Annotated in this window: 24 protein-coding genes; 12 read left to right on the top strand and 12 right to left on the bottom strand. The window is 68.3% G+C overall.

Going from position 1 to position 26,956, the window contains the following annotated elements:
* Positions 1 to 29 precede the first annotated feature (29 nt).
* Positions 30 to 1,178 carry an acetylornithine transaminase gene (locus EY822_RS01495; protein ID WP_150308707.1) on the top strand — a complete coding sequence of 383 codons (1,149 nt, stop codon included), beginning with the start codon at positions 30 to 32 and terminating at the stop codon, positions 1,176 to 1,178.
* Positions 1,179 to 1,203: 25 nt separating this feature from the next.
* Here EY822_RS01495 and EY822_RS01490 read toward each other — a convergent pair whose 3' ends face one another.
* Positions 1,204 to 2,040, bottom strand: a complete 837-nt coding sequence (locus tag EY822_RS01490; RefSeq protein WP_150306649.1) for a formate/nitrite transporter family protein — start codon at positions 2,038 to 2,040, stop codon at positions 1,204 to 1,206.
* 168 nt (positions 2,041 to 2,208) lie between these two features.
* On the opposite strand from EY822_RS01490, the gene EY822_RS01485 reads away from it, so the two are divergent.
* Positions 2,209 to 2,622, top strand: coding sequence for an ester cyclase (locus tag EY822_RS01485; protein WP_150306648.1), 414 nt, complete (start codon positions 2,209 to 2,211; stop codon positions 2,620 to 2,622).
* A 74-nt stretch (positions 2,623 to 2,696) separates the two neighbouring features.
* Here EY822_RS01485 and EY822_RS01480 read toward each other — a convergent pair whose 3' ends face one another.
* Together EY822_RS01480 and fdhD are read right to left on the bottom strand one after the other, a co-directional pair.
* Positions 2,697 to 5,009, bottom strand: coding sequence for an FdhF/YdeP family oxidoreductase (locus EY822_RS01480; protein ID WP_150306647.1), 2,313 nt, complete (start codon positions 5,007 to 5,009; stop codon positions 2,697 to 2,699).
* Positions 5,006 to 5,896, bottom strand: a complete 891-nt coding sequence (gene fdhD / locus EY822_RS01475; RefSeq protein ID WP_150306646.1) for a formate dehydrogenase accessory sulfurtransferase FdhD — start codon at positions 5,894 to 5,896, stop codon at positions 5,006 to 5,008. Before fdhD ends, EY822_RS01480 begins: the two co-directional genes overlap by 4 nt.
* Positions 5,897 to 6,008: 112 nt before the next feature.
* On the opposite strand from fdhD, the gene EY822_RS01470 reads away from it, so the two are divergent.
* The 3 genes from EY822_RS01470 to EY822_RS01460 all read left to right on the top strand — a co-directional run bounded on the left by EY822_RS01470 (position 6,009) and on the right by EY822_RS01460 (position 9,784).
* Positions 6,009 to 7,304, top strand: a complete 1,296-nt coding sequence (locus EY822_RS01470) for an alpha-L-fucosidase (RefSeq protein WP_150306645.1) — start codon at positions 6,009 to 6,011, stop codon at positions 7,302 to 7,304.
* 156 nt (positions 7,305 to 7,460) lie between these two features.
* Positions 7,461 to 8,471, top strand: a complete 1,011-nt coding sequence (locus EY822_RS01465) for an aldo/keto reductase (protein ID WP_150306644.1) — start codon at positions 7,461 to 7,463, stop codon at positions 8,469 to 8,471.
* A complete protein-coding gene (locus EY822_RS01460) occupies positions 8,468 to 9,784 on the top strand; it encodes an L-fuconate dehydratase (RefSeq protein ID WP_150306643.1) in 1,317 nt (438 codons plus the stop codon). Before EY822_RS01465 ends, EY822_RS01460 begins: the two co-directional genes overlap by 4 nt.
* On the opposite strand, the gene EY822_RS01455 is transcribed toward EY822_RS01460, so the two are convergent.
* Positions 9,748 to 10,569 carry a FadR/GntR family transcriptional regulator gene (locus tag EY822_RS01455; RefSeq protein WP_227496935.1) on the bottom strand — a complete coding sequence of 274 codons (822 nt, stop codon included), beginning with the start codon at positions 10,567 to 10,569 and terminating at the stop codon, positions 9,748 to 9,750. The two genes, EY822_RS01460 and EY822_RS01455, sit on opposite strands and share 37 nt — an antisense overlap.
* Positions 10,570 to 10,781: 212 nt before the next feature.
* Between EY822_RS01455 and EY822_RS01450 the strand changes: the two genes are divergently transcribed.
* The gene (locus EY822_RS01450) at positions 10,782 to 11,636 is read left to right on the top strand and encodes a fumarylacetoacetate hydrolase family protein (RefSeq protein WP_150306642.1); all 855 of its coding nucleotides are present in this window, start codon (positions 10,782 to 10,784) and stop codon (positions 11,634 to 11,636) included.
* Positions 11,637 to 11,769: 133 nt separating this feature from the next.
* Positions 11,770 to 13,308, top strand: a complete 1,539-nt coding sequence (locus EY822_RS01445; protein ID WP_150306641.1) for an HNH endonuclease — start codon at positions 11,770 to 11,772, stop codon at positions 13,306 to 13,308.
* Positions 13,309 to 13,456: 148 nt separating this feature from the next.
* Here EY822_RS01445 and EY822_RS01440 read toward each other — a convergent pair whose 3' ends face one another.
* The gene (locus EY822_RS01440) at positions 13,457 to 14,569 is read right to left on the bottom strand and encodes a class I SAM-dependent methyltransferase (RefSeq protein WP_150306640.1); all 1,113 of its coding nucleotides are present in this window, start codon (positions 14,567 to 14,569) and stop codon (positions 13,457 to 13,459) included.
* A 133-nt stretch (positions 14,570 to 14,702) separates the two neighbouring features.
* On the opposite strand from EY822_RS01440, the gene mgrA reads away from it, so the two are divergent.
* Entirely contained in the window at positions 14,703 to 15,743 is a 1,041-nt protein-coding gene (mgrA, locus tag EY822_RS01435) for an L-glyceraldehyde 3-phosphate reductase (RefSeq protein ID WP_150306639.1), read from the top strand.
* Between the two features lie 173 nt (positions 15,744 to 15,916).
* Positions 15,917 to 16,939 (top strand): SDR family oxidoreductase, encoded by a 1,023-nt coding sequence (locus tag EY822_RS01430; RefSeq protein ID WP_150306638.1) that lies wholly within the window; start codon positions 15,917 to 15,919, stop codon positions 16,937 to 16,939.
* Positions 16,940 to 16,995: 56 nt separating this feature from the next.
* On the opposite strand, the gene EY822_RS01425 is transcribed toward EY822_RS01430, so the two are convergent.
* From EY822_RS01425 to EY822_RS01400, 6 genes are all read right to left on the bottom strand, one after another.
* On the bottom strand, positions 16,996 to 17,652 hold the full coding sequence (locus EY822_RS01425) for a DarT ssDNA thymidine ADP-ribosyltransferase family protein (RefSeq protein ID WP_227496934.1): 657 nt from the start codon (positions 17,650 to 17,652) through the stop codon (positions 16,996 to 16,998).
* Between the two features lie 280 nt (positions 17,653 to 17,932).
* Complete coding sequence (locus tag EY822_RS01420) at positions 17,933 to 18,547, bottom strand: LON peptidase substrate-binding domain-containing protein (RefSeq protein ID WP_150306636.1); 615 nt, start codon at positions 18,545 to 18,547, stop codon at positions 17,933 to 17,935.
* A gap of 106 nt (positions 18,548 to 18,653) precedes the next feature.
* Positions 18,654 to 19,748 (bottom strand): LLM class flavin-dependent oxidoreductase, encoded by a 1,095-nt coding sequence (locus EY822_RS01415; protein ID WP_150306635.1) that lies wholly within the window; start codon positions 19,746 to 19,748, stop codon positions 18,654 to 18,656.
* 50 nt (positions 19,749 to 19,798) lie between these two features.
* Positions 19,799 to 20,356, bottom strand: coding sequence for a hypothetical protein (locus EY822_RS01410; protein WP_150306634.1), 558 nt, complete (start codon positions 20,354 to 20,356; stop codon positions 19,799 to 19,801).
* A 70-nt stretch (positions 20,357 to 20,426) separates the two neighbouring features.
* On the bottom strand, positions 20,427 to 20,678 hold the full coding sequence (locus tag EY822_RS01405; protein WP_227496933.1) for a hypothetical protein: 252 nt from the start codon (positions 20,676 to 20,678) through the stop codon (positions 20,427 to 20,429).
* A gap of 103 nt (positions 20,679 to 20,781) precedes the next feature.
* Positions 20,782 to 21,651 (bottom strand): nuclease-related domain-containing protein, encoded by an 870-nt coding sequence (locus tag EY822_RS01400; protein ID WP_227496932.1) that lies wholly within the window; start codon positions 21,649 to 21,651, stop codon positions 20,782 to 20,784.
* 203 nt (positions 21,652 to 21,854) lie between these two features.
* Between EY822_RS01400 and EY822_RS01395 the strand changes: the two genes are divergently transcribed.
* Positions 21,855 to 22,658 carry a nuclease-related domain-containing protein gene (locus EY822_RS01395; RefSeq protein WP_150306632.1) on the top strand — a complete coding sequence of 268 codons (804 nt, stop codon included), beginning with the start codon at positions 21,855 to 21,857 and terminating at the stop codon, positions 22,656 to 22,658.
* Positions 22,659 to 22,756: 98 nt separating this feature from the next.
* Here the strand turns inward: EY822_RS01395 and EY822_RS01390 are convergent, their stop codons facing one another.
* Positions 22,757 to 23,308 carry a thermonuclease family protein gene (locus EY822_RS01390; protein ID WP_227497297.1) on the bottom strand — a complete coding sequence of 184 codons (552 nt, stop codon included), beginning with the start codon at positions 23,306 to 23,308 and terminating at the stop codon, positions 22,757 to 22,759.
* Positions 23,309 to 23,337: 29 nt separating this feature from the next.
* Between EY822_RS01390 and EY822_RS01385 the strand changes: the two genes are divergently transcribed.
* Positions 23,338 to 24,285 carry an HAD family hydrolase gene (locus EY822_RS01385; RefSeq protein ID WP_319803455.1) on the top strand — a complete coding sequence of 316 codons (948 nt, stop codon included), beginning with the start codon at positions 23,338 to 23,340 and terminating at the stop codon, positions 24,283 to 24,285.
* Positions 24,286 to 24,314: 29 nt separating this feature from the next.
* Positions 24,315 to 26,819: a glycoside hydrolase family 65 protein gene (locus EY822_RS01380; protein ID WP_150308704.1), complete on the top strand. Its 2,505-nt coding sequence runs from the start codon at positions 24,315 to 24,317 to the stop codon at positions 26,817 to 26,819.
* The last annotated feature ends 137 nt before the right edge of the window (positions 26,820 to 26,956 follow it).

Raw genomic sequence — 26,956 nt, 5'->3', positions numbered from 1 at the left:
CCCCCTGGCCGGACCGCTTCAGCGCCGCCATGATGCGCTCGGCCCCGCCGCCCCTCGCGATGCTGGTGCGCGGAAATGGATGCTGGGTGGAGGACAGCACGGGCAAGCGATACCTCGACTTCCTCGCGGGCATCGCCGTCAACTCGCTCGGGCACGCGCACCCGGCCCTCGTGGCCGCGGTGAGCCGGCAGATCGCCACGCTCGCGCACGTGTCGAACTACTTCGCCACCCCGCACCAGATCGAGTTGGCGGAACGGCTCCGTCGGCTCACCGGGGCGGGGGAGAAAGGCCGGGTGTACTTCGGCAACTCCGGCGCCGAGGCGAACGAGGCGGCTTTCAAACTCGCCCGGCGCAACAACGCGTCGGGGAAGCGCACCCGCATCCTCACCCTCTCCGGGTCGTTCCACGGCCGCACCATGGCCGCGATGGCATTGACCGGCCAGCCCGAGATGAAGGCGCCGTTCGAGCCGGTGCCGTCGGGCGTCGAACACCTCGAGAGCACCATCGAGGCGCTCGAGGAGGCGATGGACGACACCGTCGCCGCCGTGCTGCTCGAACCGATCAAGGGCGAGGCCGGTGTGGTCGAGCTGCCCGAGGGATACCTCGCCCGCGCCCGCGAGCTGACCGAGCGGTTCGGCGCTCTGCTCATCCTCGACGAGATCCAGACCGGCATCGGCCGCACCGGCCGGTGGTTCGCCTACGAGCACTACGGCATCGTGCCCGACGCCATCACCATCGCCAAGGGCCTGGCCGGCGGTGTGCCCATCGGTGCCCTCGTGACCTTCGAGGCCGCGTCCGACCTGCTCCAGAAGGGCCAGCACGGCAGCACCTTCGGCGGCAACCCGCTCGCGACCGCCTCCGCGAACGCCGTGCTCGACGAAATCGAGACCGCCGGGCTGGTCGCGAACGCCGAGCGCCGCGGGGCGGAGCTGCGCGGCATCCTCAGCGCCTTCGATTCGCCGCTGATCCGCGAGGTGCGCGGTCGTGGTCTCCTCATCGGGGTCGGCCTCGCCGAGCCCGCAGCGGCACGGATCGCCGCGGCGGCCATGCACGAGGGGCTCATTCTCAACGCCCCCAACGCTACGAGCCTCCGCATCGCGCCACCGCTGATCGTGGGCGACGCCGAGCTGTCGGAGTTCCGGGAGCGATTCGGACGCGCCCTCGAGCACCTGCACTGACGGCCGCGGTGGGCAGTGCCGGCGATCAGTCGCCGTGCGCGGCGTCGGGATCCGCGGGCGACTTCCGACGCCGATCCTCGACCAGCTCCTTGGTGCGCACCAGACGCAGTGTGGTGACCAGCAGGATGCCGCCGAGCATGTTGAACAGCAGGGTGTAACCGAACCAGCCAAGCCATTCGCCGTACGTGATCGTCGCACCGGCATGGATCGCGCCGAAGATGAGCAGCGAGTCGAGCACGGAGTGGAACAGCTGCAACCCGGCCAGCAGGAAACCGCCGGCCACCGCGGCGACGATCTTGGCCACGTCGGATTCGGTGCCCTGCTGCATCCGCGTCATCAGCGTGATGGTGCTGCCGCCGAGCACCGCCAGCACCACGCTCTGCAGCGAGAAGGGCGCGTCCACGAAGTGTTCGGCGGCCTCGGTGATGGTGGCCGTCCACTCGGGGAAGGCGGTCATCACCAGCCACATGAAGACCCAACCGCCGATGAGGTTCGCCAACAGGGTGCCACCCCACAGCTTGACCAGCTGCAGCACGCTCGCCTCGCGCGACACGACCGCGGCGATGGGCATGAGGAAGTCCTCGGTGAACAGCTCGCTGTGGGCGAGGTACAGGGCGATGAAGCCGATGCTGAAGGCGAGGCCGGCGAGCAGGTGATTGTCGGTGGCGTCGAGCACGGCGAGGAACGCCATGACGCCCACGCCCACCTCGAAGCCGCCGAACAGTCCGGTGATGAGCATCGCGCGGAAGGTGCGGTGCAGGCGTTCCGCGCCTTCGGTGACGGTGTTGTCGAACGACTTCTCGAGCGCCTCCTCGACCGGCGCGTCGTTGTCCCCGAGTTCCTTGCGGCGTTCCTCGCTCACGAGCGGCCTCCGTGTCGGTGTTCCTTCTGGGCTCTGCGCCTCTGTCGGCTGTGCACACTGTACTGACGCGGCCCCCGCGCTGCGGCGGCCTTCGGCTCGTGAGGGCCGACCGTGGTAAGCCTGAAGGGTGCCGGAATCGGGCACGCCCCCATCGAACCCGGGAGAAGTATGACTAGAGAACAGAATGTGAAGGCCCAGGAGCGGCTCGGCGAGCTGCTCACCAACCGTGACATCGAACACCTCGACGAGGTGTTCGACACCAACGTCGTCGACCACGACCCGGCGCCCGGGCAGGCCGCGGGAGTCGAGGGCATCAAGCAGTTCTGGACCGAGTTCCTCACGGCATTCCCGGATGCGGCGCTGTCGCCCGAGACCCTCGTGGCGGACGACGACAACGTGGTGGTGGCCCTCACCATCACCGGCACCCACGACGGCCCGTTGATGGGCATCGAGCCCACCGGCAAGTCGATCTCGGTGCGCGGCATCCAGATCGGCCGCTTCGAGAACGGCAAGCTCGTCGAGCGCTGGGGCGCTACCGACCAGCTCGGCATCCTGCAGCAGATCGGAGCCGTGCAGGTCTAGCACCTGCCGTCACCCGGATCATCGAAGGCCGTCGCACCCGTCGGGGCGGCGGCCTTCGCCGCGCGCGCTCGCTGCTACGCCGGCACGCCCTCGCGCACCTCGGCGGGTTCGATGCGCACCAGGATCGACTTCGACACCGGGGTGTTGCTGTGCTCAGATGCGCTGTCGAGCGGCACGAGCACGTTCGCCTCGGGGAAGTATGCGGCGGCGCATCCTCGGGCGGTGGGGTACGACACCGCCCGGAACTTGCGCAGCACCCGGTCGGGTTGGCCCGGCCACTCACTGAAGATGTCCACCGACTGCCCGTCCGACAGTCCGAGTTCCGCCAGGTCGTCGGGCGAGATGAACACCACGTTGCGGCCCTGCTTGATTCCCCGATACCGGTCGTTCTGGCTGTAGATCGTGGTGTTGAACTGGTCGTGCGCGCGGAGGGTCTGCAGCAGCAGCCGGCCCTTCGGCCGCTCGATGTGCTCCAGTTCGTTGACCGTGAGGCGAGCCTTGCCGGTCGCCGTGTCGAAGCGACGCGAATCGCGTGGGCCGTTCGGCAGCGTGAACCCGCCGGGCCGACGGACGCGCTCGTTGTAGTCCGCGCACCCCGGCACCACGCGGGAGATGTGATCGCGGATGGTGTCGTAGTTCCGCTCGAAGCCCGCCCAGTCCACGGGTACCCGGTCACCGAGCACGGCGCGCGCGAGACGGGTGACGATCGAGATCTCCGACAGCAGACCCGGTGCCACAGGGTCGATCTTGCCGTGCGACGCGTGCACGTCGCACACCGTGTCCTCCACCGAGACGAACTGCGGGCCGGATGCCTGCACGTCGATCTCGGTGCGGCCCATGGTCGGCAGGATGAGGGCCTCGGTTCCGATGACCGCGTGCGACCGATTCAGCTTGGTCGACACCTGCACCGTCATCTCCGTACCGCGCATGGCCGCCTCGGCGGCGCCGGTGTCGGAGATCGCCGCGACGAGGTTGCCTCCGAGGGCGAACCAGACCTTGATCTCGCCGCGCTGCATCGCGCGAATGCCCTGGATGCTGTCCACGCCGTCCTTGGCGGGCACATCGAACCCGAACTCGTTCTGCAGGGCCTCCATGAACGAGCGGGGCATCTTCTCCCAGATGCCCATCGTTCGGTCGCCCTGCACGTTGCTGTGTCCGCGCATGGGCGACGCTCCGGCGCCCGGCTTGCCGATGTTGCCGCGGAGGAGCAGCAGATTGACGACCTCCTTGATGGTCGCGACGGCTTTTTTGTGTTGCGTGAGACCCATGGCCCAGCTGATGATCACCCGGTCCGCCGCGAGGTAGCGCTCGGCCAGCTCGTCGATCTCGGCGACGGTCAGTCCGGTCGCGTCGAGCACGGCCTGCTCGTCGAGCGACGAGAGGTGCTCCCGCAGGTCGTCGAGACCCTCGCAGTACCGGTCGAGGAATTCGGCGTCGAGCACGGTGCCCGGTGCCGCGTCCTCCGCGTCGAGCACCCGCTTCGACACCGCCTGCATCAGCGCCATGTCACCGCCCAGCCGGATCTGGAGGTACTGGTCGGCCAGCTCGGTTCCCCGGCCGAGGATGCCCCGCACCGTCTGCGGATTCTTGTACCGCTTGAGGCCCGCCTCCGGCATCGGGTTGACGGAGACGATGCTGGCACCGTTGCGCTTGGCCTCCTCGAGCGCGGTGAGCATGCGCGGGTGATTCGTGCCGGGGTTCTGACCCATGATGATGATGAGATCGGACTTCTCGAAGTCGTCGTAGGAGATCGTCGACTTGCCGACACCCAGCGTCTCGCCCATGGCAGCACCCGTGGACTCGTGGCACATGTTCGAGCAATCCGGCAGGTTGTTGGTGCCGAACGCCCGCACGAACAGCTGGTAGGCGAACGCCGTCTCGTTGGCGGTGCGTCCGCTGGTGTAGAACGCGGCCTGGTCGGGGGAATCGAGGCCGTTGAGCTTGCCGGCGAGAATCTCGAAGGCGCGTTCCCAGCTGATCGGCTCGTAGTGGTTCGTGTCCGCCGGCTTGTAAACGGGCTCCACGAGCCGGCCCTGCATGCCGAGCCAGTACTCCGACTTCTCGAGCAGGTCATCGATCGAGTGCTCCGACCAGAAGCTCGTGGGCACCGTGAGCTGCGTCGCCTCCCAGGCCACGGCTTTCGCGCCGTTCTCGCAGAACTCGGCGACCTTGCGGTGGTCCGGATCGGGCCAGGCGCAGCTCATGCAGTCGAAGCCGTCCTTCTGGTTGAGCGAGGTGAGCAGCGTGAGCGACCGCGGCACGCCCATCGAGCTGAACGCGTACTCGAGCGACTTGGCCACCCCGGGCACCCCCGCGGCCCAGTCCTTCGGCTTGCCGACCGTGATGTTGTCGTCGGTCACGTCGCCGATCGGGGCCTTCTCCGTCATGCTGTTCCTCTTCCTCGTCCCGCACCTGCGGACAGCGCGTCCCGCTCTTCGTCGTGCTTCTCCGTGATCCGATCGGCCCGCGTGTAGATCACCATCGAGTCCCCGCGGAGGAACCCGACGATCGTCATCCCGATCTCGTCCGCCAGTTCCACCGCGAGGGACGAGGGCGCCGAGACGGCGGCGAGGAGGGGGATGCCCGCCATCGACGCCTTCTGCGTCAGCTCGAAGCTCGCGCGTCCCGACACCATCAGCACGGTGCCCCGTAGCGGCAACCGGTCCTCCTTCACGGCCCAGCCGATCACCTTGTCCACCGCGTTATGCCGACCCACGTCCTCGCGCAGCACGAGCAGTTCGCCCGTTCCCCCGTCGAACAGCGCGGCGGCGTGCAGTCCGCCGGTCTTCTCGAACACGTCCTGACCGGCCCGCAGCCGGCCGGGGAGGGTCGCGAGGAGCGCGGCATCCACGTCGAGGGCGTCCGTCGCAACCTCGTACGCGGTGGTGGTGCGTACGGCGTCGATGCTCGCCTTGCCGCACAGGCCGCAGGAGCTCGTCGTGAAGAAGGCGCGTTCGAGGCTGGGATCGGGCGGCGCTACCCCCGGGGCGAGCGTGACATCGAGAACGTTGTAGGTGTTGAGACCCTCGTCGGTCGCCCCCGCGCAGTACCGTGCCGCTGCGAATTGATGCCCCGAGCGGATGACCCCCTCGGAGACGAGGAATCCCGCCGCGAGGTCGAAGTCGTGACCCGGCGTGCGCATCGTGATCGCCAGCGAGGTTCCGCCGACCCGGATCTCGAGCGGTTCCTCCACGGCGAGCACATCGTCCCGCACGCTCGGCCGTGAGCCCACCGTCAGGCGGGTGACCCGACGTCGAACGGTGATTCTGCCCATCCTGTATGACTAACACCTCAGCCGAAGGCGGGCAAGGAGGGCGCGCTGCGCCCGACGAGGCGGCCGGGCAGACTGGAGCCACGCGACCGAACGACGACGACCGGGGAACACGATGACCACCGATTCCGCACGCTCCACCGAATTCGCGAGCTGGTTCTCCGAGGCTCGACTCGGGCTGTTCCTGCACTGGGGCCTGTACGCGCTTCCGGCGCGGCACGAGTGGGTGGCCAGTTTCGAGCGCATCGACGGCGAGACCTACGCCAGGTACACGGACTACTTCGACCCCGACCTGTACGACCCCGTGGCGTGGGCGCGCGCCGCGAAGGATGCCGGCATGAAGTACGTGGTGATCACGACGAAGCACCACGAGGGATTCTGCCTGTGGGACTCCGCACTCACCGACTACACGGCGCGCAACACCCCGTACGGCCGCGACCTGATCGCGCCGTTCGTGGAGGCGGTGCGAGCCGCGGGGCTGAAGGTGGGGTTCTACCACTCGCTGCTCGACTGGCACCACCCGGACTTCCCGATCGACGGCCACCATCCCGAGCGGGACGCGCCCGACGTGGCCGAGCGCAACGCGGGGCGGGACATCGCCCGCTATCGCGAGTACCTGCACGGTCAGGTACGGGAGCTGCTCACGAACTACGGCCGCATCGACTACTTCTTCTACGACTTCTCCTACGCCGATGACCCGCACTCGTCGATCGAGGGCGGCAAGGGGCCCGACGACTGGGGGTCGTCCGACCTGCTCGCGCTCACCCGGGAGCTGCAGCCCGGAATCCTGGTGAACGACCGGCTCGGCATCCCCGGAGACTTCGTCACCCCGGAGCAGTACCAGCCGTCCGGCCCGATGACGGTCGACGGCTCGGAGGTGCTGTGGGAGGCATGCCAGACGCTCAATGGCAGCTGGGGCTACTTCCGTGACAATGCGAACATCAAGTCTCCCGACCTCCTGGTGCGGATGCTCGTCGACGGCGTGTCGAAGAACGGCAACCTGCTGCTCAACGTGGGGCCGACGGCCCGCGGCACGTTCGACCCCGTGGCGACCGCGTCCCTCGCCGCCATCGGGGAGTGGATGCGCCTGCACTCCCGTTCCATCTACGGTGCCGGTGCCGCCGCGTTCGCACCGCCGCCGGACGCCAGGTACACGCAACGCGGGGATCGGCTCTACCTGCACCTCTTCGCGTGGCCGTTCGAGCACGTGCACCTGCCCGGACTCGCCGGGCGCGTGGCGTACGCACAACTGCTGGGCGATGCGTCGGAGATCGGCATGCGGGAGATCGATCCGTCGACACCGGCGCAGAATACGGGCATGGGCGGACAGCCCGAGGGCACCCTCACACTCACCCTGCCCGTGCGTCGCCCGGACGTCGCCGTGCCCGTCATCGAGCTGTTCCTCCGCTGATCGGGTCCGGCGCACCGGCACGGAGCGGACGCGCGCGTGCGGTGCCGACGCGGTCGGGTTCTCCGTGCACCGGCCGGGGCAGAGAGCCGTGAATTGATCTAACCTTTTCGAGCGGCGGTGTCGTTTTCCGGTGTCGGCGCGCAACGAAGGGACGTCATGCACACTCGCACAACGGCACGCGGCGTGGAGGTGACCGAGCTCGGGCTCGGAACCGCCCAGCTCGGCAACCTGTTCCGCAGCATCACCGACGAGGAGGCCACCGCGGTCGTCGATGCGGCCTGGGACGGCGGCATCCGCTACTTCGACACCGCGCCGCACTACGGCGTCGGGCTCTCCGAGCGGCGACTCGGCGACGCGCTGCGCGACAGGCCCCGCGACGAGTACGTGCTGTCCACGAAGGTGGGGCGGCTGCTGGTGCCGTCCCCCGAAACCGCGTCGCAGACCGACCCTGAGAACTTCGCGGTACCGGCCGACCCCCGCCGGGAGTGGGACCTCACGGCCGACGGCGTGCGCCGATCGATCGAGGAGAGCCTCGAGCGGCTCGACCTCGACCGCATCGATATCGCCTACCTGCACGATCCCGACGACTTCGGCGACCAGGCGGTGGCGGAGGCGCTGCCGGCACTCATCGCCCTGCGGGACGAGGGCGTGGTGCGGGCGGTCGGCGCGGGCATGAACCAGACCGCGATGCTGGCACGATTCATCCGCGAGGTCGACATCGACGTCGTGCTGTGCGCGGGTCGCCTCACCCTCGTGAACTCCGAGGCGCTGGACGAGCTGCTGCCCCTCGCCACCGAGCGGGGCGTGCGCATCGTGGCCGGCGGTGCGTACAACAGCGGCCTGCTCGGCTCGGAGCGGCCCTCCGCCGAGGCCAGGTACAACTACGCACCCGCGCCCGCCGAGCTCCTCGAGCGAGCCAACCAGATCGCGGACATCTGCGAGATCCACGGCGCGACGCTGCCCGAGGCGGCTCTCGATTACCCGCTGAACTCGCCGACCGTCATCTCCGTGCTGGTCGGCGCGCACTCGGCTGCCGAAGTGGAGAGCAATCTGGCCCGCTTCGGCGCACGCGTGCCCGTCGGGGTGTGGACGGACCTCGCCGCGGCGGGCCTGATCCCCGAGGGCTTCCCGCGCATCGACGACGGCGACGGGCAGGTGGCGCGATGACCGTCATCACCGCCGTCACGGTCAGCGATGTGCGCTTTCCCACGTCGCTGACGATGGACGGCTCCGACGCGATGAACGCGGACGCCGACTACTCGGCCGCCTACGTCCGGATCACGACCGACGACCCGGAGCTGTCGGGTTACGGCTTCACCTTCACGATCGGGCGCGGCAACGACCTGTGCGCCGAGGCTGCACGGCTGCGGGCGCTTCCGCTGGTCGGGCGCGACGTCGAGACCCTGGTGAGCGACCTCGGCGGCATCTACCGCGAACTCCAGAGCGACTCGCAGCTGCGCTGGGTGGGTCCCGACAAAGGGGTGATCCACCTCGCCCTCGCGGCCGTGATGAACGCGGTGTGGGACCTCGCGGCACGGCGCGCCGGAGTGCCGCTCTGGCGTTTGCTCACCGACATGACCCCCGAGCAGCTGGCGGATGCCGCCGACCTGCGTTACCTCTCCGATGCGCTCACCCGGGAGGAGGCCGTCGACCTCCTCACCGAGCTCGAGCCGACCCGCGCGGACCGGATCGCGGAGCTGGAGTCGAGCGGGTACCCCTGTTACACCACGAGTGCTGGTTGGCTCGGCTACTCCGACGACAAGCTGCGCCGCCTCTGCCAGGAGGCGGTCGACGCGGGATACAGCCACATCAAGCTCAAAGTCGGCGCGGACCTCGAGAGCGACATCCGCCGGCTGACCATCGCCCGCGAGGTCATCGGGGACGATCTGAAGCTCATGATCGACGCCAATCAGGTGTGGGACGTGCCCGAGGCCATCGAATGGGTGAGTGAGCTCGCGCGCTTCGAACCGCTGTGGATCGAGGAGCCGACGAGCCCCGACGACGTGCTCGGTCACGCCGCCATTCGTCGGGCCGTCGCGCCGATCGGTGTCGCATCCGGCGAGCACGGCATGAACCGGGTGCTGTTCAAGCAGATGTTCCAGGCCGAGGCGCTCGACTTCTGCCAACTGGACGCGGCCCGGCTCGGCAGCGTGAACGAGGTGCTCTCCGTGTATCTGCTGGCGAAGAAGTTCGGCGTGCCGGTCTGCCCGCACGCCGGCGGTGTGGGGCTCTGCGAGCTGGTGCAGCACCTGTCGGTGTTCGACTACGTGGCGGTGTCGGGGACGCTCGAGAATCGCGTCACCGAGTACGTCGACCACCTGCACGAGCACTTCGTCGACCCGGTGGTCGTGCGGAACGGCGCCTATGTGCTGCCGACGGCACCCGGCTACAGCGCGGAGATGTTCGAGTCGTCGATCGACACATACGCGTTCCCCGAGGGGTCCTACTGGTCGGGATCGAGGCCGATCTCCGGCGCGTGATGCACGGAATCCTCGATGGCGAGGAGGTGTGCGCCCATCAGCAGGCGGGCGCGGTCGGGGTCCCGCGCCTGCAGCGCGCGGAGGATGGTCACGTGCTCGCGATACGCCGTGCGCACCTGCGCTTCGCGCTGCATTGCGAGCCACATGCGGGCGCGCACGGTGCGGCTCCCGAGCGCGTCGATGAGGGCGGCGAGGGCGGAGTTGCCCGAGGCGTGACCGATGATGCGGTGGAACGCCAGGTCGGCGTCCATCACCGCCTCGTGATCGATGGTGCCCTCCGTGAGCACGAGCGGTTCGACCCGGTCGAGGATGCGGGCGGCCTCGTCGAGGTCCTCCTCGCTGATCGTGAGCGCAGCGCGTGCCGCAGCCTCCGACTCGAGAACACGGCGCACCGCGTGCAGGTGGTGCTGCTCGCCGGGCGCCTGCAGGTCGACCATGAAACTCATCGGCGCGAGGAGGAGGTCGGAGTCGAGCGAGGTGACGTACGTGCCGTCGCCCTGGCGCGTCTCCAGAACGCCCATGATGCAGAGCGCCCGGACGCCCTCGCGGAGCGATCCGCGGGACACGCCGAACTCGATCGCGAGGTCCTTCTCGATGGGGAGACGGGCGCCCGGCCCGAGCTGTCCACCGGTAATCATCCGCTTGATACCGCGCAGCACCACGTCGGTTTGCGACCCGCCGCCGGCTGTGCTGGAACGGGACATCGTGCGCGGCGTCTGCGTCGACGCCGGTTCCGGTGCGTCGGGGTTCGACCGAGGGGTTGGGGGGTCGCGCCGGTCGGTCATGCAGCAAGTGTACGGACGGGGGTCGATGCATGTGCCGGTCATCGGATCATTGCATTGACACGCCCGGGGGATGCCAGCACAGTAGAAGCCGTGCCGACGCGCACTCGGAGGTACCGCGTGCGCCCGAGCGGATCGCGCCGCGCCTCGAGCCGTTCCGCAGGGTAGATGCGGCCGTCCCGTCCCACCGATCCACCCCACCTCTAAGGAGACCCATGACGTTCACGTTCGTTCGACTCGGAAGCATCGGCGAAGAGATCCCCTGTGTGGAGGTGGACGGGCGCACCTACGACCTCCGGTCGGTAACATCCGACATCTCCGGGGAGTTCTTCGCCGGCGGGGGAGTTACGGCGGCGCGATCGGCGGTGGACAACGGCACCCTGCCCGACCTGGACACGTCCGGTGTGCGCGTCGGACCGCCGATCGCACGCCCGGGCAAGGTGGTCTGCATCGGTCTGAACTATCGGGACCACGCCGAGGAGACCGGCGCGGAGCCGCCCTCGGAGCCCGTGATCTTCATGAAGGACCCGTCCACCATCGTCGGCGCGAACGACCGGGTGCTCATCCCGCGCCAGTCCACGAAGACCGACTGGGAGGTGGAGCTCGGTGTCGTGATCGGCGAGACCGCCCGTTACCTCGAGTCGCCCGAGGACGCCGACGCCTGCATCGCGGGCTACGTGCTGTCGCATGACGTATCGGAGCGCGAGTTCCAGCTCGAGCGTGGCGGCACCTGGGACAAGGGCAAGAGCTGCGAGACGTTCAACCCGCTCGGACCGGTGTTCGTGCCCGCGTCCGAGGTCGCCGATCCGCAGGCGCTGGGTCTTCGGCTGTGGGTGAACGGCACGCTGCGCCAGGACGGCACCACCGCGAACATGATCTTCGGGATCCGCCATGTGGTCTGGTACCTCAGCCAGTTCATGGTGCTGAACCCCGGCGACCTCATCAACACGGGAACTCCCGCGGGAGTCGCGATGGGTCTGCCTGACAAGCCCTACCTCCGGGCTGGTGACGTGGTCGAGCTCGAGATCGACGGTCTCGGCCGCGCGCGTCAGGAGTTCGAGCAGGCCTAGCGGCACTGACCTGGTCGCCCCGGGCGCGCCCGGATCTTGTACGTCAATGAGCCGATGAACACACGATTCGTGCGCCTCACCGAAACTCCGTTGGTGGGGCCGGGATGTCGGTGGTACGTGGTGTACTGACGGCATGAACAGCTCGGCGATGAGCGTGATCCGTCCGACGACAGTAGGCGCGGAAGCCGTCGGCGCGCCGATGCAGACGGCGACGGTGACGGCCCTCGAGGCGCTCGGTGCGATCGTCGACGGAGTGGTCGAGTTCGACCGGCTCATCGCCTGGGCGACCGCATGCAGGGCCGACCTGATCGACGCCGCCGTGCAGTGGAGCGAGGCGACCCGGCTCGCGCCCGAGGCGCATCCGTCGGGGCCTCGGTGGGACCCGAGCGTCGTGGCGTTCCGCACGGTGGTGAGCGAGCTCGCCGTAGCGCTGCGGCTTCCCGATCGAACGGCCGAGAACCTGGTGGGTGAGAGCACCACCCTGGTGCGGCACCTCCCCGGCACGCGGACCGCCCTGCGCGAGGGGCGCATCACCTACCGGCACGCGCAGGCGATGATCGACCACGCGCTGTCGATGCCCGGGGAGGCGCGGGCTGACTTCGAGGCGGCGGTGCTCCCGTCGGCGGAGGTGTCCACCGTGGCCGCGTTCGACCGCCGGGCACGGCGGGTGCGCGAGCGCGCTCACCCCGAGTCCATTCGCGAGCGACACCGCGCATCGGTGGCCGATCGGCGCATCGAGGTCACTCCCGAACGCGATGGCATGGCCTGGTTGGGTGCACGGCTGCCGGCGCCGGACGCGCTGGGCATTCACGAGCGCGTCACCGATATCGCGCTTGGTCTGCAGGGCCCCGACGAGGTGCGGACTCTCGCTCAGCTTCGTGCCGACGTCTTCACCGACCTTCTGCTCGACGGCACGACTCGCGATTGCGATCCCGCCTCGCTCGACGCCGATGTGCCCCCTGCGTGCTCCGATCAGGACGTCGCGGGTGCGGGTGCGGGTGTAGGTGCGGGTCTCCATGATGGCTCCGGCGCCGCTACCGACGGAGATCGCGGCGTGCGGGTGCACTCTCGCCGCATCTCCACCGGTGTGGGGAGCGGCGTGCGGGCGCGGGTCTTCGTCACGGTTCCGGTGCTCACACTTCTCGGCTCCTCCGATGAACCCGGGGATCTCGAGGGCTATGGACCCATCGACGCCGACACGGCGAGGCGACTGGCGGCGGGTGCTCCCGGTTTCACCCGGCTGCTCACCCACCCCGAAACCGGAGTGGTGCTGTCGGTGGGGCGCGACCGGTACGCCGTTCCGAACGAACTGCGCACCTGGCTTCGGCTTCGCGACGAGACGTGCCGATTCCCCGGATGCGGTCGCAGCGCGAGGCGCAGCGACATCGATCACACGCTCGACTGGCAACTGTCGGGGCACACCACCCATGACAATCTCGCCCATCTCTGTCGGGCCCACCATTCGCTCAAGCACCAGACGGCGTGGACGCTCCGGCACACTGGTGGTGGCGCGCTGCAGTGGACATCGCCGACCCGGCGCTCGTACTCCACCGCGCCCGCAACGGGGATGCGTGTGCCGGACCCAAAAGCCCCGGCGCATCCCGATGTCGGATCATCTCCCGCGGCCTCGCTCGGTACCGCGGTCGTCGGCGAAGATCCACCCCCGTTCTAGGTGTGCTGCCCGGGCAGGCACTGCTGGCAGTTCGCCTTCGCCCCCGTTATCGCCACCCCACCACGATCTCGTGAGGGCCGTTGCGCCCGTCCAAGGTCACCCTCGCCCGAGTACGAACAGCACCGAGCTCCGGGCTCGCACCGGGCGGCTACCTCGTCGAGGCCGTCACCGTGAACTTGGCGTTCCGACCGACCTGCCGGGTGGGGCCGACGGAGCGGGTGAGCGCGGCCCGGTACGACAGGTGCGAGTTGAAGACGGTCCACAACTCACCGCCGGGCTTCAGCACGCGCGCCGCCTCGTCGAACAGCTTGAGCGCGATGCCCGGCTCCACGGCGGACCCGATATGGAACGGGGGATTGAGCAGCACGAGATCGGCGCACGCAGCGGGTTGTGCCGATAGGCCATCGTCCCGCAGTACGGTGATGGCGACATCGTTGGCGTCGGCGGTGGCGCGGGCGGATGCGACGGCGGCGGCCGACTCGTCCGTGGCGAGGATGGCGAGCCCGGGACGCGCCCGCGCGAGAGCGGTGGCCAGGATGCCGGTACCGCAGCCGAGATCCACCGCCGTCACGGCATCCGGCTTCATCTGCGGCAGGAAACCGAGCAGGTATCGCGTGCCGATGTCCACCTTGGTGCCCGCGAACGCCGCGCCGTAGGCGCAGACCCATAGCCCCAGATCGCGGTGGTACTCGCGCCGAGCCGAACCGGCATCCGCGGGGTGCGGGATGCGCGACACGATCACCCGCGACTTCTGGCGCCCGAGCGTGGCACGCACATCGGTGAAGTGCCGACCGAGCACCTCGTTCATGGCGACGGACATGTGCTTCTGGCGACCGCCCGCCACCACGGTGACATCGGGTGCGGCGTACCGCGCGATCGCGGCGGAGATGTCGTCGAGAGCGGCGAGGCTTCGCGGGAGCTGCATGAGCACCACCCGCGCACCGGTGAGCAGTGACTCGTCGAGGTCGTGATTCGTGTGCGAGCCGTCGAGTCCCGTGGCCGTGGCATTGTGCGCGAGCGCGAGTTCGCCCGACAGCGGATCCTGATGGACTCGCACGTCGGTGGCGCCGTGCAGCGCGATGGCACCGAGGGTGAGTGCGCCGTAGTGGTCGCCGATCACCACGACTTCGCCGGTGCCCGCGGACGCCAGGTCATCGGCCGCCTCGTCGAGGATCAGGCGGTCGCTTGCATCCACCGCGTAGAGGTTGTCGGCCTCCACATCGGGATAGCGCCGGAGGGCGTCGAAGGGAAACTCGGGCACCCTCCCACCCTAGGGTCCCGGCGCTGAGCCGCCCTCCGCTCGAATCGCGATTCGCCCCGGGACGCCGACCACGGATTGTGCGCCCACGATCTGCGGCCCGCCACCGATCGCTCGCTCGGGCCACAATGGTTGGATGACTTACCTTCCCGCAGAATCGCGCTACGAGTCCATCCCCTACCGACGAACCGGCCGCAGCGGTCTGCAGCTCCCCGCGATCTCGCTCGGACTGTGGCAGAACTTCGGTGAGGACAAGCCGCTCGACACCCAGCGCGCCATCCTCCGCCGGGCATTCGACCTTGGCATCACGCACTTCGACCTCGCCAACAACTACGGACCGCCGGCCGGCAGCGCCGAGACCAACTTCGGCCGACTGCTGCACGAAGACTTCTCCGCGCACCGCGACGAGCTCGTCATCTCGTCGAAGGCCGGATACGGCATGTGGCCGGGACCCTACGGCGACTTCGGATCGCGGAAGTACCTGCTGTCGAGCCTCGACCAGTCCCTCGACCGCATGGGCCTCGACTACGTCGACATCTTCTACTCGCACCGCGCCGACCCGGATACGCCCCTCGAGGAGACCATGGGGGCCCTGCACACCGCCGTGACCAGCGGACGCGCTCTGTACGCCGGCATCTCGTCGTACTCGCCGGAGCGCACCCGCGAGGCGGCCGCGATCCTCGCCGACCTGGGAACCCCTCTGCTCATCCATCAGCCCTCTTACTCGATGTTCAACCGGTGGATCGAGGACGACCTGCTCGGCACGCTGGAGGAGATCGGCGTGGGGTGCATCGCCTTCTCGCCCCTTGCTCAGGGTCTGCTCACCGACCGCTACGTCGGCGGTATCCCCGCCGATTCGCGAGTGGCCCGCGAGGGGTCGGCGCGCAAGGAGATGGTGAACGACGAGACGCTGGCCGGTATCCGTGCCCTGACGGCAATCGCGGAGTCGCGAGGTCAGTCGTTGGCTCAGCTCGCTCTCGCCTGGGTGCTGCGCACGACCTCGGTGACGTCGGCTCTCATCGGCGCATCGTCAGTGCAGCAGCTCGAGACGAACGTCGCCGCGCTCGACAACCTCGCGTTCACCGACGACGAGCTCACCGCGATCGACGAGCACGCCACGGATAAGGACATCAACATCTGGGCCGCGTCGAGCGCCGTCGGGGCCACGAGCCGCTGAGAACCTGAGCCGGTCCGGTCGGACCGAGTAGAACAGAGCCGCCTCCCAGTCCGAAGGGCCTGGGGGGCGGCTCTACTCGAATCGCGTCAGCATCGCTACCTCTTGCCGTCGACCGCTCCGGAGAGAAACGTAGGACGGAGCCGCGCCCGCGGTCCCGTTTCGAGGAGGTCGCCATGTCGAAGAAGCCCGTAGTCGTCATCACCGGTGCATCGAGTGGTATCGGGCGGGCGACCGCGTATCGATTCGCCAAGAAGGGCGCCACACTGGTGCTCGCGAGCCGTTCCGATGGGGCGCTCGCCGACGTGGCGGCGGAATGCGAGCGGCTCGGTGCTTCCGGCGTGCTGGACGTGCCTACCGATGTGACCGACGCCAGTGCCGTGCACGCTCTCGCCGACGCCACCGTGCTCGAATTCGGCCGCATCGACGTGTGGGTGAACGATGCCGCCGTGTCGGTGTTCGCGCCGTTCCTCGCGACTCCGCTCGAGGACTTCCGCCGCGTTCTCGACGTCAACATCATGGGCTACGTGCACGGTGCCCGCGCGGCGCTCGAGGTCATGACCCGGCAACGCCAGGGCGTGCTCATCAACGTGGCCTCCATCGTCGGTGAGGTTCCGCAGCCGTACACCGCCGCCTACGGGATGTCGAAGGCCGCCGTGCGTGCCCTCGGGGTGAGTCTGCGGTCCGAGCTGATGCTGGCGAAGCTGAAAAAGGTCCACGTGGCCACGGTCCTCCCCGCCGCCATCGACACGCCGTTCTTCCGCCACTCCGCGAACTACACCGGGCGTCAGGTGGTGGCGATGCCGCCCGTCTACAGCCCTGACCGGGTCGCAAAGGCGATCGTCGGACTCGCCGAGGCTCCGCGACCCGAGCTGGTGGTGGGCGCGATCGGCAAGGCGCTGGTCAAGCAGCACCGCCGCACACCCGTTCCGGTCGAGGCACAGATGGCGCTGCAGACCGATAAGACCCATCTGTCCCGGGACACCGGCGCCGAACCGACCCAGGGCATCCTGTATGCGCCGGCCACCTCGAACGAGGCGTCCGTCACCGGCGGGTGGGCGGACAAGAAGCGCACGGCGGGTCGTGAGGTCATCGGGTGGGCGGTACTCACCGGCGGAGCATTCGCGTTGAAGAGCGCGCTCGGCGCACCCGACGGTCGGAAGCGTTCGGGAGCACGGAAGAAGAAGCGCAAGCACTAGGGGCTAGCTCCGCCGCAGGATACGTCGCGGCGGAGCGGTGATGCGTTCCGCGGTGGCTATTCGGCGGGAGCGGCGAACCAGGGCGGATGAACCGCCACCCGCGGCGAGAACTCCGACGACGCGAGGATGGTCTTCACGGTGTCGCGCGTGCGCTCATTGATCACACCGATGAGCGAGATAGCGGAAAACGGGACCGTGTCCTTGACGAGTAGTTCAGCGTGCCGCACCGCGTCGACGTCCTCGTTGGTGATGAGCTGACGGAGCATCCGCTCGTAGGCGTCGCGGGCGGTGGTGCAGCGGGTGCCCGAGTCGGCGGCGTCACCATCGGCGACCACGATCGGCACCGAACCGGGTCCGGCATCCGTGGAGCGCGCTCCGGCGACCGACGTGACCGTGGTCACGAGCACCACGAACTCCGACGCGGCGATGCCACGGATGTCGGGGGAGAGCCGGTGATCGTCGTCTCCCGCGCGGATGGTCGACCACAGGCTGGCGTCGGGAGACAGGAAGAAGGGCACGTAGTCGGCCACACGCACGCCGCTGGATCCGTCGATCACGGTGGCGCGACGGGCGGCCCGGTTGTGCTCGGAGGAGATGTCGACGGCGGGCCGGGAGTCCCACGCATCGCTCGCGTCGGCGTGCAGTGCTCCCGAGGCCAGAATCGCTGCGAGATTGCTCGAATGGGTGACGTGGTAGATGCGCTGCTCACCCACGTTGATGGAGGGTTTCTTCGCCAGCGGCACCGAACGGAGGGGCGCACTGCGGGCCGAGCTGCGCGGGCTGCGCGGGGGACGGGTGGACCCTGACTTCAGTGGCGCGGATGCGTCGGGCTTGGGGGAAACCTTGGGGCTGCACACATCACAGCGCGCGAGATCAAGGCCATGAATGCATTCGTCGGTCACAGTTGAACCCTACGCGCGGAAGCCCGCGTGCCTCTACCGCGGCCTCCTCCCTCGCGGTGCAGGAGGTCTTCGGCGATGTCGACGAGCGGGGTCATTCCATGAGTCCGGACCGGAAGGTCTGCTCAGCGTCGCTGGCCAATGACTCGACCGACGACAGGAGCTGCTCCATCGAGACGGACCCGAGAAGCGAGAGCTGGTCGAGCTCGTTGAGGGGCGTGATGGCCGCGAGTTGCCATGCCGCGGCGACCGGCTCGTCGGAGAGCTCCACCACCGCCGACCACACCTGATCGGTGTACTCGCTGGCCACCGCGAGGGTGCGGCGCACTGCGAGTTCCGCCCGCCGGCGCAGGGGCTCGAGGTCGTCGTCCCACTCGAGATCGGGCAGCTCCCGCACCTTCGCGCGCGGATACGGCTGATCGTCGAGCCACTCCGTGACCTCGAATCGACGATCGCCCTGCACGGTCATGCCGACGAACCCCTCGAGCCCCTCCAGCTCCACGATCTGCGCGACGGTGCCGTGACCGAAGGTGTGCTCACCGCCACCCACCTCGGATCCGCGTTCGATGAGAGGGATGCCGAACTCCGAGGGCTCATCGGACAGGATGTCGGCGAGGAGCATGAGATACCGCGGCTCGAACACCCGGAGCTGCATCGGCATGTACGGGAACAGTACGGCGCCCAGCGGGAACATCGGCAAAGTGGTCATGCTCGAGGCAATCACATCGGTGTGGGAGAGCGGTGGGGATGCGCCGGGCGACCCGCCTCACCGTGTCGACTCGGCTCACCGTGCCGACCCGCCTCACCGTGTCGACTCATCGACCCGCCCGCGCGCCCTCCATGATCGTGTCCTGATGGGCGGATGCGGACGGTTCTGCCTCAGCGCCGCCGCGCTTCCAGCCGATCGCCGGTGCGACGTGCAGGGCGATCGACTCCAGCAGGTGGGCGTTGTACTCGACGCCGAGCTGGTTGGGCACGGTGATCAGCAGGGTGTCCGCCTCCTGCACCGCCGCATCCGCCGCGAGTTCGGCGGCGATCACGTCGGGCTCGCCGATGTAGCTGCGCCCGAAACGGGCGAGTCCACCGTCGAGGTGTCCCACCTGGTCCTTGGAGTCGGCCTGGGCGCGGACACCGAAGTAGTACCGGTCGGTGTCATTCACCAGCGGCATAATGCTCCGGCTGACCGAGACCCGCGGCGAACCGGAGTGGCCGGTGGACGTCCACGCGTCGCGGTAGATCGCGATCTGCTCGGCCTGCAGCTCGTCGAACGGCACACCGGTGTCTTCGGTCAGCAGCGTGGAACTCATGAGGTTCATGCCCTGCTCGCCCGTCCACCGTGCGGTCGCCCGAGTTCCCGAGCCCCACCAGATGCGCTCGCCGAGTCCGGGCGACTGCGGCTGGATCGCGAGGAGGCCGGTCTGCCCGGTGGTCTGCGGATTCGCGGATGCGATGCCGGCTCCGGTGATCGCGGCACGGAACACGGCGGTGCGCTGGCGCGCGTCATCCGCGTCGGTGCTGCCCTCGGCCGGCACGTATCCGAATGCCTCGGACCCGCGGAGCGCCGTCTCGGGCGATCCCCGGCTGATACCGAGCTGCAACCTGCCGTTGCTGATGAGGTCGACGGCCGCCGCCTCCTCCGCCATGTACAGCGGGTTCTCGTAACGCATGTCGAGCACACCGGTGCCGATCTCGACGCGGCTGGTGCGCGCGGCCATCGCGGCGAGCAGCGGGAACGGTGAGGCGAGCTGGGGGGCGAAATGGTGCACCCGCACGTAGGCGCCGTCGATGCCGATCTCTTCCGCGGCCACCGCCAGCTCGATGCTCTGCACCAGCGCGTCCTTCGCCGTGCGCACGAGCGACCCGGGTACGGGCTGATAGTGACCGAAGGAGAGGAATCCGATGCGCTTCATGCTGTGTTCAGCTATCGGTACCGTCGCAGTATTCCCCGCGCCATCCAGCGTCACTCCCGAGGCTGCTCCTCCACCGGTCGTTGCCGCGTTACCGCAGCCTCCACGAGCGCCCGGTACTTCGCGGTCTCCGCCTCCGCGCGCGCCCGACGAGCGGCTCGCCGCTTGTCCCGCGCCGCCCGGTTCAGCTCCCACAGCACATCATCGAGGGCGTCGCGGATGTCTCGCAGAACGTCGGATCGACCGTCGGCAGACACAAGTCGGTCCCCCACGAGCACCCCGACCAGCGTGTCGACGCACTGCGCCAGCATCCGTCGGAGTAGCGGGTCGACGAGGGGCGCCCGCTGCCGCACGAAGAAGGGCAGTGCGACGAAAAGTTCATCGGCGCCCATGATGCGGCAGAACGCACCGTCGGGTTCCCACTGGCGTTCGCCGGAGAGAAGCGTTCGGTTGCACGGGCAGAGCGTTGCCTCGCCCACGGTGTCGAGATACTCGCGGAGGAGTCGTTCCACCTGCTGGATGCGCCGGAACTTCACGCCTCGCGCGGGTTCCAGAAGGGCGTCGAAGACGGAACGAAGAATGGTGTCGATGGTGGACTCGAGGTCGTTCATGCGCACAGGATGGTGCACACCACCGACATTCGCGCCGGGGGCGATCACACTGGGGGAACGCCGCCCGCGGTCATCGGGACGCGTCGTTCTCGATCTCCTCGGCGAGGTCGTCGATCTCCTCAGGGCGCATGTCGATTCCCGCCTTCTTCAGGCGTTCCTCGAGCACGTCCACGACATCCGCATCCACGTGACCCATCTGAATGTCGATCCGCAACTGCTCGACCACATCGTCCGTGGTGACGTCGGATGCTCCACCGGACGTATCGCCCGCGAGGGCCTCCACCAGCTCGGGTCCGACTCCTGCTTCGTCGGCGTTCGTCATGTGTCATGCATACAAGACTCGGATCGACGCGGGGGAGGGGTGGCCTGCCGGGCGAAGGTGTGCAGTGCGAGCGCAGTGCTGCCGGAAAGCGCGCGCTGAGTGCTCAGGTGAGGGCGAGCACCGCGCTGACGGCGAGTCCGACGGTGGCGAGAATGCCGACTCCGAGGGTTGCCAGTGTCCGCCACCGGAAACGCAGCACGATGGGAGCAGGGCCATGCGGGGTGGAAGGGACGGAACCCGATGAGTGCGCTTCATAGGCGAGGAACGCATCGAGCAAAGTCGTGGCGGTCGGATCGGCGCTTGGCCCCTCACCCCAGGTTTCCTGGACCACCGCGGCGGCGGCGATGCGGAACACCTGCTCGGAGCTGAAAACGGGCCGACCCGTGAGCAGTGCGAGAAGGGAGTCCTCACGCACGACCTGTACCGCGGTGTCGTCGAAGACGGGCGGTGCAGCGACGGTCAGATCCCGAACGCCGACGAGAGCGACCACCGGCGTGACGGGGATGGTGAGGCCGGTCCGCGTCGAGAGCTCGTGCTCTGCGCGTCGGGCTTCGTGCACCGCGTTCCGCAGATGGGACACCTTGGCGCCGCCGATCATCATTCCGTGGCCGGCAACCCACACGGGCTGTCCCGGGTGATTCTTCGTGGTGATGGTGAACACGCCGGCCGGACTGATGACGATGTGGTCGATGTCGCTCGACTTCGAGCCGACCGGCACCGAGTGCAGCACCGTCGCATCCGTACCCAACCGCGCGAGGATGCGGGCGACTCGGCGCTCGCCGAGGAGGCCGGTGTACCAGGAGTGCGCCTCGGGACCCACGTGCACGAAGCCGTGTTCCAGATCGACCGCGAACTCGCCCTTCGCGTGCAGGCGAGCGAGTTCGCTGAACAGCGACTGCCCGGCGACGCGGTCCCGTAGATCGTCGTACTTCTGCGATGGCGCTGAGACGGCGCTGCGTTCGGCTAGTGACACTGAGACCCCCCGATCCGTGTTCATGCTCGCACCGTCGTGGTTCGTTCCACAGTTCCCACTTCGGGGGGAACCGCGCACATCCCACTTCGGGGGGAACCGCGCACAAAACGCAGTCGAGGACGTGGGTGCCGCCGCCCGAAGTGGGGCTGCCCACGCGGCCAACCCGTCGGTAAACAGAAGTCCCCGTGACGAGGAGCTCAGCTATGCCCACAGCACCGATGCGCAGCCGCGCTGCTGGCCAACTCGTGATCGAGAAATTGCTGGAGGTGCAGAACGGAGTACCGCCGCGTTCGTCACTGTCGCGGGTGTTCGGCCGGTCTCCCCTGTCGGATGAGAGTTGGCCTTGGTATCAGGGTGCTCTTGGCGAGATCGCGGTGGGACGCATCATGAGCAAGCTGCCTGAGGGGTGGGTGGTGTTCCACGCTGTTCCGGTCGGAGCGAAAGACGCGGATCTCGATCACCTGCTCGTGGGGCCGGGCGGGATATTCACCATCAACACGAAACATCACAGCGGCAAGCCGATTTGGGTTGCGGACCGCACGTTTCTCGTGGCTGGACAAAAGGGACCGCATCTGCGCAACGCGGAGCACGACGCCGATCGGGTGGCCCGGATGCTCGGCGACCACACGTCCGCAGTGGTCACCCCCATGCTTGTGCTCGTCGACCCGAAGTCCCTCACCGTGCGCAAGGCCCCCGCACGAGTCGTGGTACTCGATGCCCGCAGCCTCGTTCGCTGGTTGACGCGTCGTCCAACCGTTCTCGAGGTGAAGGACGTTCTCGCCATCGTGTCGGTCCTCGATGATCCATCCGAGTGGCGGAGCGTGCCGACGGCGACTACCGATCTCATGCCCCGTTTCGAGCGACTAGATCGTGACGTGCGGGTGGCGCGAGCTCGACGACGTCTGTGGTCGCTCGGAGCGGTGATCGCCGGAATGGCGACACTCGTCCCACTGATGCAGTGGGTACCGCAACTGCTGCTCGAATCGCTTACGCGCCTCGTGGCCTGACACGGCCAGACGTTACCGCGGACACAGCGCGGCTCCTATCTCCCCGCCGCACAGACCTTGCCCGAAGTGTATTCGGGCACGAGGGCGCCGAACCGCGGCTATGCGGCGCAGTCTCCCGCAGCGTCGTGCAGGCCGCGCCCGGCGTCCACCGCCTCGGCCTCGGCATCCTGGACCACCGACAGGTAGCGGTCGTTGCCGCCGAACACGACCGCCTCGCCCAGACCGGCACGGGCGATCTCGGCGTTGACGAGGGTGCCGTCGTCGAGGAACACCGCCGCGAGGATCCGTCCGTACCGGTCCTCGCGTTCGTCGTCGTACCCGAGCCGCACGGCGGTGCCGTCGGGCAGCAGCTCGGCCAGGAACGCCGACGCCTCGACGCCCAGGCACTCGACCGGCCGATGGGGGTCGACCGACTCCGGGGTGTCGATGTTGAGCAGCCGGATGCGGGTGCGCTCGCCGCCGAGGTCGACGATGACGGTGTCTCCATCGACGACCCGGTCGACGATCGCGGAGTCCGAGGCGTCGTCGGCGCCGGATGAGCCGTCACCGGAGGGGCCGACCCCGGAAGAACCCGCGAAACGATCGAGGAGCGATCCGCCCTCGACGGAGAGGATCACCGCGCCGACCAGCGCAGCGACGAGAACCAGCATCACGCCACGCATCCGTGCACTCGTGCGCCGTGGAGACGGTCGACGTCCGCTCGAGCGGGTCACGAACTCCCACGATCCTTCGGCATGAGCGGCCACTCTTCCTCTCGGGCGCCGAAAACCGAACACCTGTTAACACTCCGGAAACATTTCACGGGGATGCGTGGCGTAGAATCGCGAAAAGGGGTAACGACTGCCCGCACCGTCTTTACACCCTTTGGAGCGTAATCCTGCCCAGTTCCGCCGCCCGGCCTATCCCGAGCCTCGACGCGTACGAGGCCATTCTGTTCGATCTCGACGGTGTGCTCACACCGACCGCCGAGATCCACATGCATGCCTGGCGCACGATGTTCACCGAGGTGTTCGCGGAGAAGGGCGTCGTCGCGCCCTACACGGACGAGGACTACTACCTGCACCTGGACGGGAAGCAGCGCATGGAGGGTGTGGCGAGCATGCTCGCCTCTCGCGGCATCGAGCTTCCGTTCGGCACCGTCACCGACAGCCCCGACGCGGACACGGTGTGCGGCATCGGTAATCGCAAGAACGTGGTCTTCCAGCGGGTGCTCGAAGAGGAGGGCATCTCGCCCTACCCGGGCTCTCTCGCCCTGGTGCAGGAGCTGCACTCGATGGGTATGCCGATGAGTGTGGTTTCCAGCTCGAAGAATGCGGTGTGGGTGCTCAAAGCTGCGCACCTCACCGACTTCTTCCCTGTGGTCGTCGACGGCGTCGTCGCGGGCACGGAGGGGCTCGGCAGTAAGCCGGCGCCCGATATGTTCCTGCACGCCGCCCGCCTCATGGATGTCGATCCGGCTCGTTCGGTCGTGTTCGAGGACGCCATCTCGGGCGTCGCGGCGGCGCATGCAGGTGCTTTCGGGCTCGTCATAGGCGTGGATCGCGGCGTGGGGGAGCAAACGCTTCTCGACGCCGGTGCGAACCTCGTTACAGACGACCTCGCCGTCTTCCTGGGAGTCACCGAATGAACAACCGCACAGAACAAGAGCACGGCGCGATGCTCGACCGGGACCGCTTCCCCGTCGACCCATGGCGCCTCGTCGAGGCGCAGTACGACCCCGAAGACCTCGGCGTGGCCGAGACCGTCTTCGCCGTGGGCAACGGGTTCCTCGGGATGCGCGGGAACAACTCCGAGGGCCGCAAGGCGCACCAGCACGGCACCTTCATCAACGGGCTGCACGAGACGTGGAAGATCAACCACGCCGAGCAGGCTTACGGGTTCGCCGAGGTGGGCCAGACCATCGTCAACGCGCCCGACAGCAAGATCATGCGCCTGTACGTCGATGACGAGCCGCTGGCGCTCGACGAGGCCGACATGCTCGAGTACGAGCGCTCCCTCGACTTCCGCGACGGCGTGCTCCGCCGCGACGTGCTGTGGCTGACTCCGGCCGGCAAGCGCGTGCGCGTCACGTCCAGCCGCATGGTGTCGTTCCCCGAACGCCACCTCGCCGTCATGACCATGGACGTCACCATGATCGACGCGGATGCCCCGCTCACCATCTCCTGCCAGGTGCTCAACCGCCAGGACGGCCAGGACGAGTACGCGGGCACCGCCGGACCCGAGCAGGACAAGGGGAAGAACGACCCCCGCAAGGCTCAGCGCATCGCCGACCGGGTCTTCCTCCCGGGCGAGTACTGGCAGCAGGATGACCGCAGTGCTCTCAGCTACAAGGTCGCCAACTCGAACATGCGGGTCGCGGTGGTCGCCGATCACCACATCGAGACCGAGAACGAGTGGCGTTCCCGGAACTTCGTCGACGCGGATATCGCGAAGAACGTGTATTCGGTGGCCGCGAAACAGGGCGTGCCCGTGCGCATCACGAAGGTCGTGAGCTACCACAGCTCCCGCACCACCCCCACCCGTGAGCTCATCGACCGGTGCCAGCGCACGCTCGACCGCGTTCTCGACGACGGCGTCGAACTGCAGTACACCCGGCAGCGCGAGTGGCTCGACGAGTACTGGCGCCGGTCCGACGTGGAGGTCGAGGGCCACGACGATCTGCAGCAGGCGATCCGATGGAACATCTTCCAGCTCGCCCAGGCATCCGCTCGTGCCGATGGCCTCGGTATCGCCGCCAAGGGCGTGACCGGCAGCGGGTACGGCGGACACTACTTCTGGGACACCGAGATCTACCTCGTGCCGTTCCTCGCCTACACGAGCCCGCTGTGGGCGCGCAACGCGCTCCGCATGCGCCAGGAGATGCTGCCGTCGGCACGCAAGCGCGCGCGAAAGCTGAACGAGGCCGGTGCGCTCTTCCCGTGGCGCACGATCAACGGTGAAGAGGCGTCCGCGTACTACGCCGCCGGCACCGCGCAGTACCACATCAACGCCGACGTCACCTATGCGCTCGCGAAGTTCATGCACGCCACCGATGACGTCGACTTCCTCGCCAACGGTGCCGTCGACATCGCCGTGGAGACCGCGCGACTGTGGATCTCGCTGGGCTTCTGGCGCCGCAACGGCGTCGAGACGTTCGAGATCCACGGCGTCACCGGGCCCGACGAGTACACCACCGTGGTCAACAACAACCTGTTCACCAACGTGATGGCGCGCTTCAACCTCACCTACGCCGCCCGCACCGTTCGCGCTCTGGCCATCACCCGCCCCGAGGCGTACGAGCGCATGGTGAGCCGACTGGGCCTCACCATGGCGGAACTCGCCGAGTGGGATCGCGCGGCCGCGGCCATGCACATCCCGTTCTCCGAGGCGCTGCAGATCCACCCGCAGGACTCCCACTTCCTGGAGCGCGAGGTGTGGGACCTCGCGAACACGCCGCAGGAGCAGAAGCCGCTCATGCTGCACTTCCACCCGCTCGTGATCTACCGCTTCCAGGTGCTCAAGCAGGCGGACGTGGTGCTTGCGCTCTTCCTGCAGGGCGACCAGTTCACGCTGGAGGAGAAGCTCGCGGACTTCGACTACTACGACCCGCTGACCACCAGCGACTCGACGCTCTCCAACGTGGTGCAGTCGATCATCGCGGTGGAGATCGGGTACCAGGACCTTGCGCTCGAGTACTTCCACGACTCGCTGTTCGTCGACCTCGCCGACCTGCACAACAACACCTCGGACGGCGTGCACGTCGCGTCGGCTGGTGGCGTGTGGAGCGCGCTCGCGTCGGGCTTCGGCGGGATGCGCGACCACGACGGCGTGCTGACTTTCGACCCGCGACTGCCCGTGAGCTGGCCAGAACTGCGCTACCGCATGATCTGGCACGGCACGCGCGTTCTCGTCACCCTGACCGCCGACGCCATGCGCGTATCGGTGATCGAGGGGGAGAACCCCGTCTCCTTCGAGGTGCGCGGGGAGGCGTTCGAGGTATCGCCCGGTCACGACGTGGTGGTGAAGCTCGACGGTCAGGGCCCGGTGCGCCTCGGCGCGCCGACGCAGCGGAGCGACGGGGGCATCCGACGCGACGACGGAACGTTCATGCGTCCCGCCGTGCCCACGGTGACCGACACGATCCCCACCATTCCCTACGAGGGGTCGCGCCAGGCCAGCTAGCGCGCTACGGTCCCTGAGCTTGCCGAAGGGACGCACCCGTACGGTCCCTGAGCCCGTCGAAGGGACGCATCCGTACGGTCCCTGAGCCCGTACGGTCCCTGAGCCTGTCGAAGGGACGCACCGTGTTGCCCGGCGCG

It is taken from the genome of Planctomonas psychrotolerans (genome assembly GCF_008642235.1).
In the GTDB taxonomy this organism is placed as follows: Bacteria; Actinomycetota; Actinomycetes; order Actinomycetales; family Microbacteriaceae; genus Planctomonas; species Planctomonas psychrotolerans.
This window is presented reverse-complemented; position numbering and strand designations above follow the sequence as displayed.

Bases quoted from the DNA above. Each gene is read 5' to 3' on its own strand.
- EY822_RS01495 (WP_150308707.1), top strand. From the start codon at position 30: ATGATGCGCTCGGCCCCGCCGCCCCTCGCGATGCTGGTGCGCGGAAAT.
- EY822_RS01485 (WP_150306648.1), top strand. From the start codon at position 2,209: ATGACTAGAGAACAGAATGTGAAGGCCCAGGAGCGGCTCGGCGAGCTG.
- EY822_RS01480 (WP_150306647.1), bottom strand. From the start codon at position 5,009: ATGACGGAGAAGGCCCCGATCGGCGACGTGACCGACGACAACATCACG.
- fdhD (WP_150306646.1), bottom strand. From the start codon at position 5,896: ATGGGCAGAATCACCGTTCGACGTCGGGTCACCCGCCTGACGGTGGGC.
- EY822_RS01470 (WP_150306645.1), top strand. From the start codon at position 6,009: ATGACCACCGATTCCGCACGCTCCACCGAATTCGCGAGCTGGTTCTCC.
- EY822_RS01465 (WP_150306644.1), top strand. From the start codon at position 7,461: ATGCACACTCGCACAACGGCACGCGGCGTGGAGGTGACCGAGCTCGGG.
- EY822_RS01460 (WP_150306643.1), top strand. From the start codon at position 8,468: ATGACCGTCATCACCGCCGTCACGGTCAGCGATGTGCGCTTTCCCACG.
- EY822_RS01455 (WP_227496935.1), bottom strand. From the start codon at position 10,569: ATGACCGACCGGCGCGACCCCCCAACCCCTCGGTCGAACCCCGACGCA.
- EY822_RS01450 (WP_150306642.1), top strand. From the start codon at position 10,782: ATGACGTTCACGTTCGTTCGACTCGGAAGCATCGGCGAAGAGATCCCC.
- EY822_RS01445 (WP_150306641.1), top strand. From the start codon at position 11,770: ATGAACAGCTCGGCGATGAGCGTGATCCGTCCGACGACAGTAGGCGCG.
- mgrA (WP_150306639.1), top strand. From the start codon at position 14,703: ATGACTTACCTTCCCGCAGAATCGCGCTACGAGTCCATCCCCTACCGA.
- EY822_RS01430 (WP_150306638.1), top strand. From the start codon at position 15,917: ATGTCGAAGAAGCCCGTAGTCGTCATCACCGGTGCATCGAGTGGTATC.
- EY822_RS01420 (WP_150306636.1), bottom strand. From the start codon at position 18,547: ATGACCACTTTGCCGATGTTCCCGCTGGGCGCCGTACTGTTCCCGTAC.
- EY822_RS01415 (WP_150306635.1), bottom strand. From the start codon at position 19,748: ATGAAGCGCATCGGATTCCTCTCCTTCGGTCACTATCAGCCCGTACCC.
- EY822_RS01410 (WP_150306634.1), bottom strand. From the start codon at position 20,356: ATGAACGACCTCGAGTCCACCATCGACACCATTCTTCGTTCCGTCTTC.
- EY822_RS01405 (WP_227496933.1), bottom strand. From the start codon at position 20,678: ATGACGAACGCCGACGAAGCAGGAGTCGGACCCGAGCTGGTGGAGGCC.
- EY822_RS01395 (WP_150306632.1), top strand. From the start codon at position 21,855: ATGCCCACAGCACCGATGCGCAGCCGCGCTGCTGGCCAACTCGTGATC.
- EY822_RS01390 (WP_227497297.1), bottom strand. From the start codon at position 23,308: ATGCTGGTTCTCGTCGCTGCGCTGGTCGGCGCGGTGATCCTCTCCGTC.
- EY822_RS01380 (WP_150308704.1), top strand. From the start codon at position 24,315: ATGCTCGACCGGGACCGCTTCCCCGTCGACCCATGGCGCCTCGTCGAG.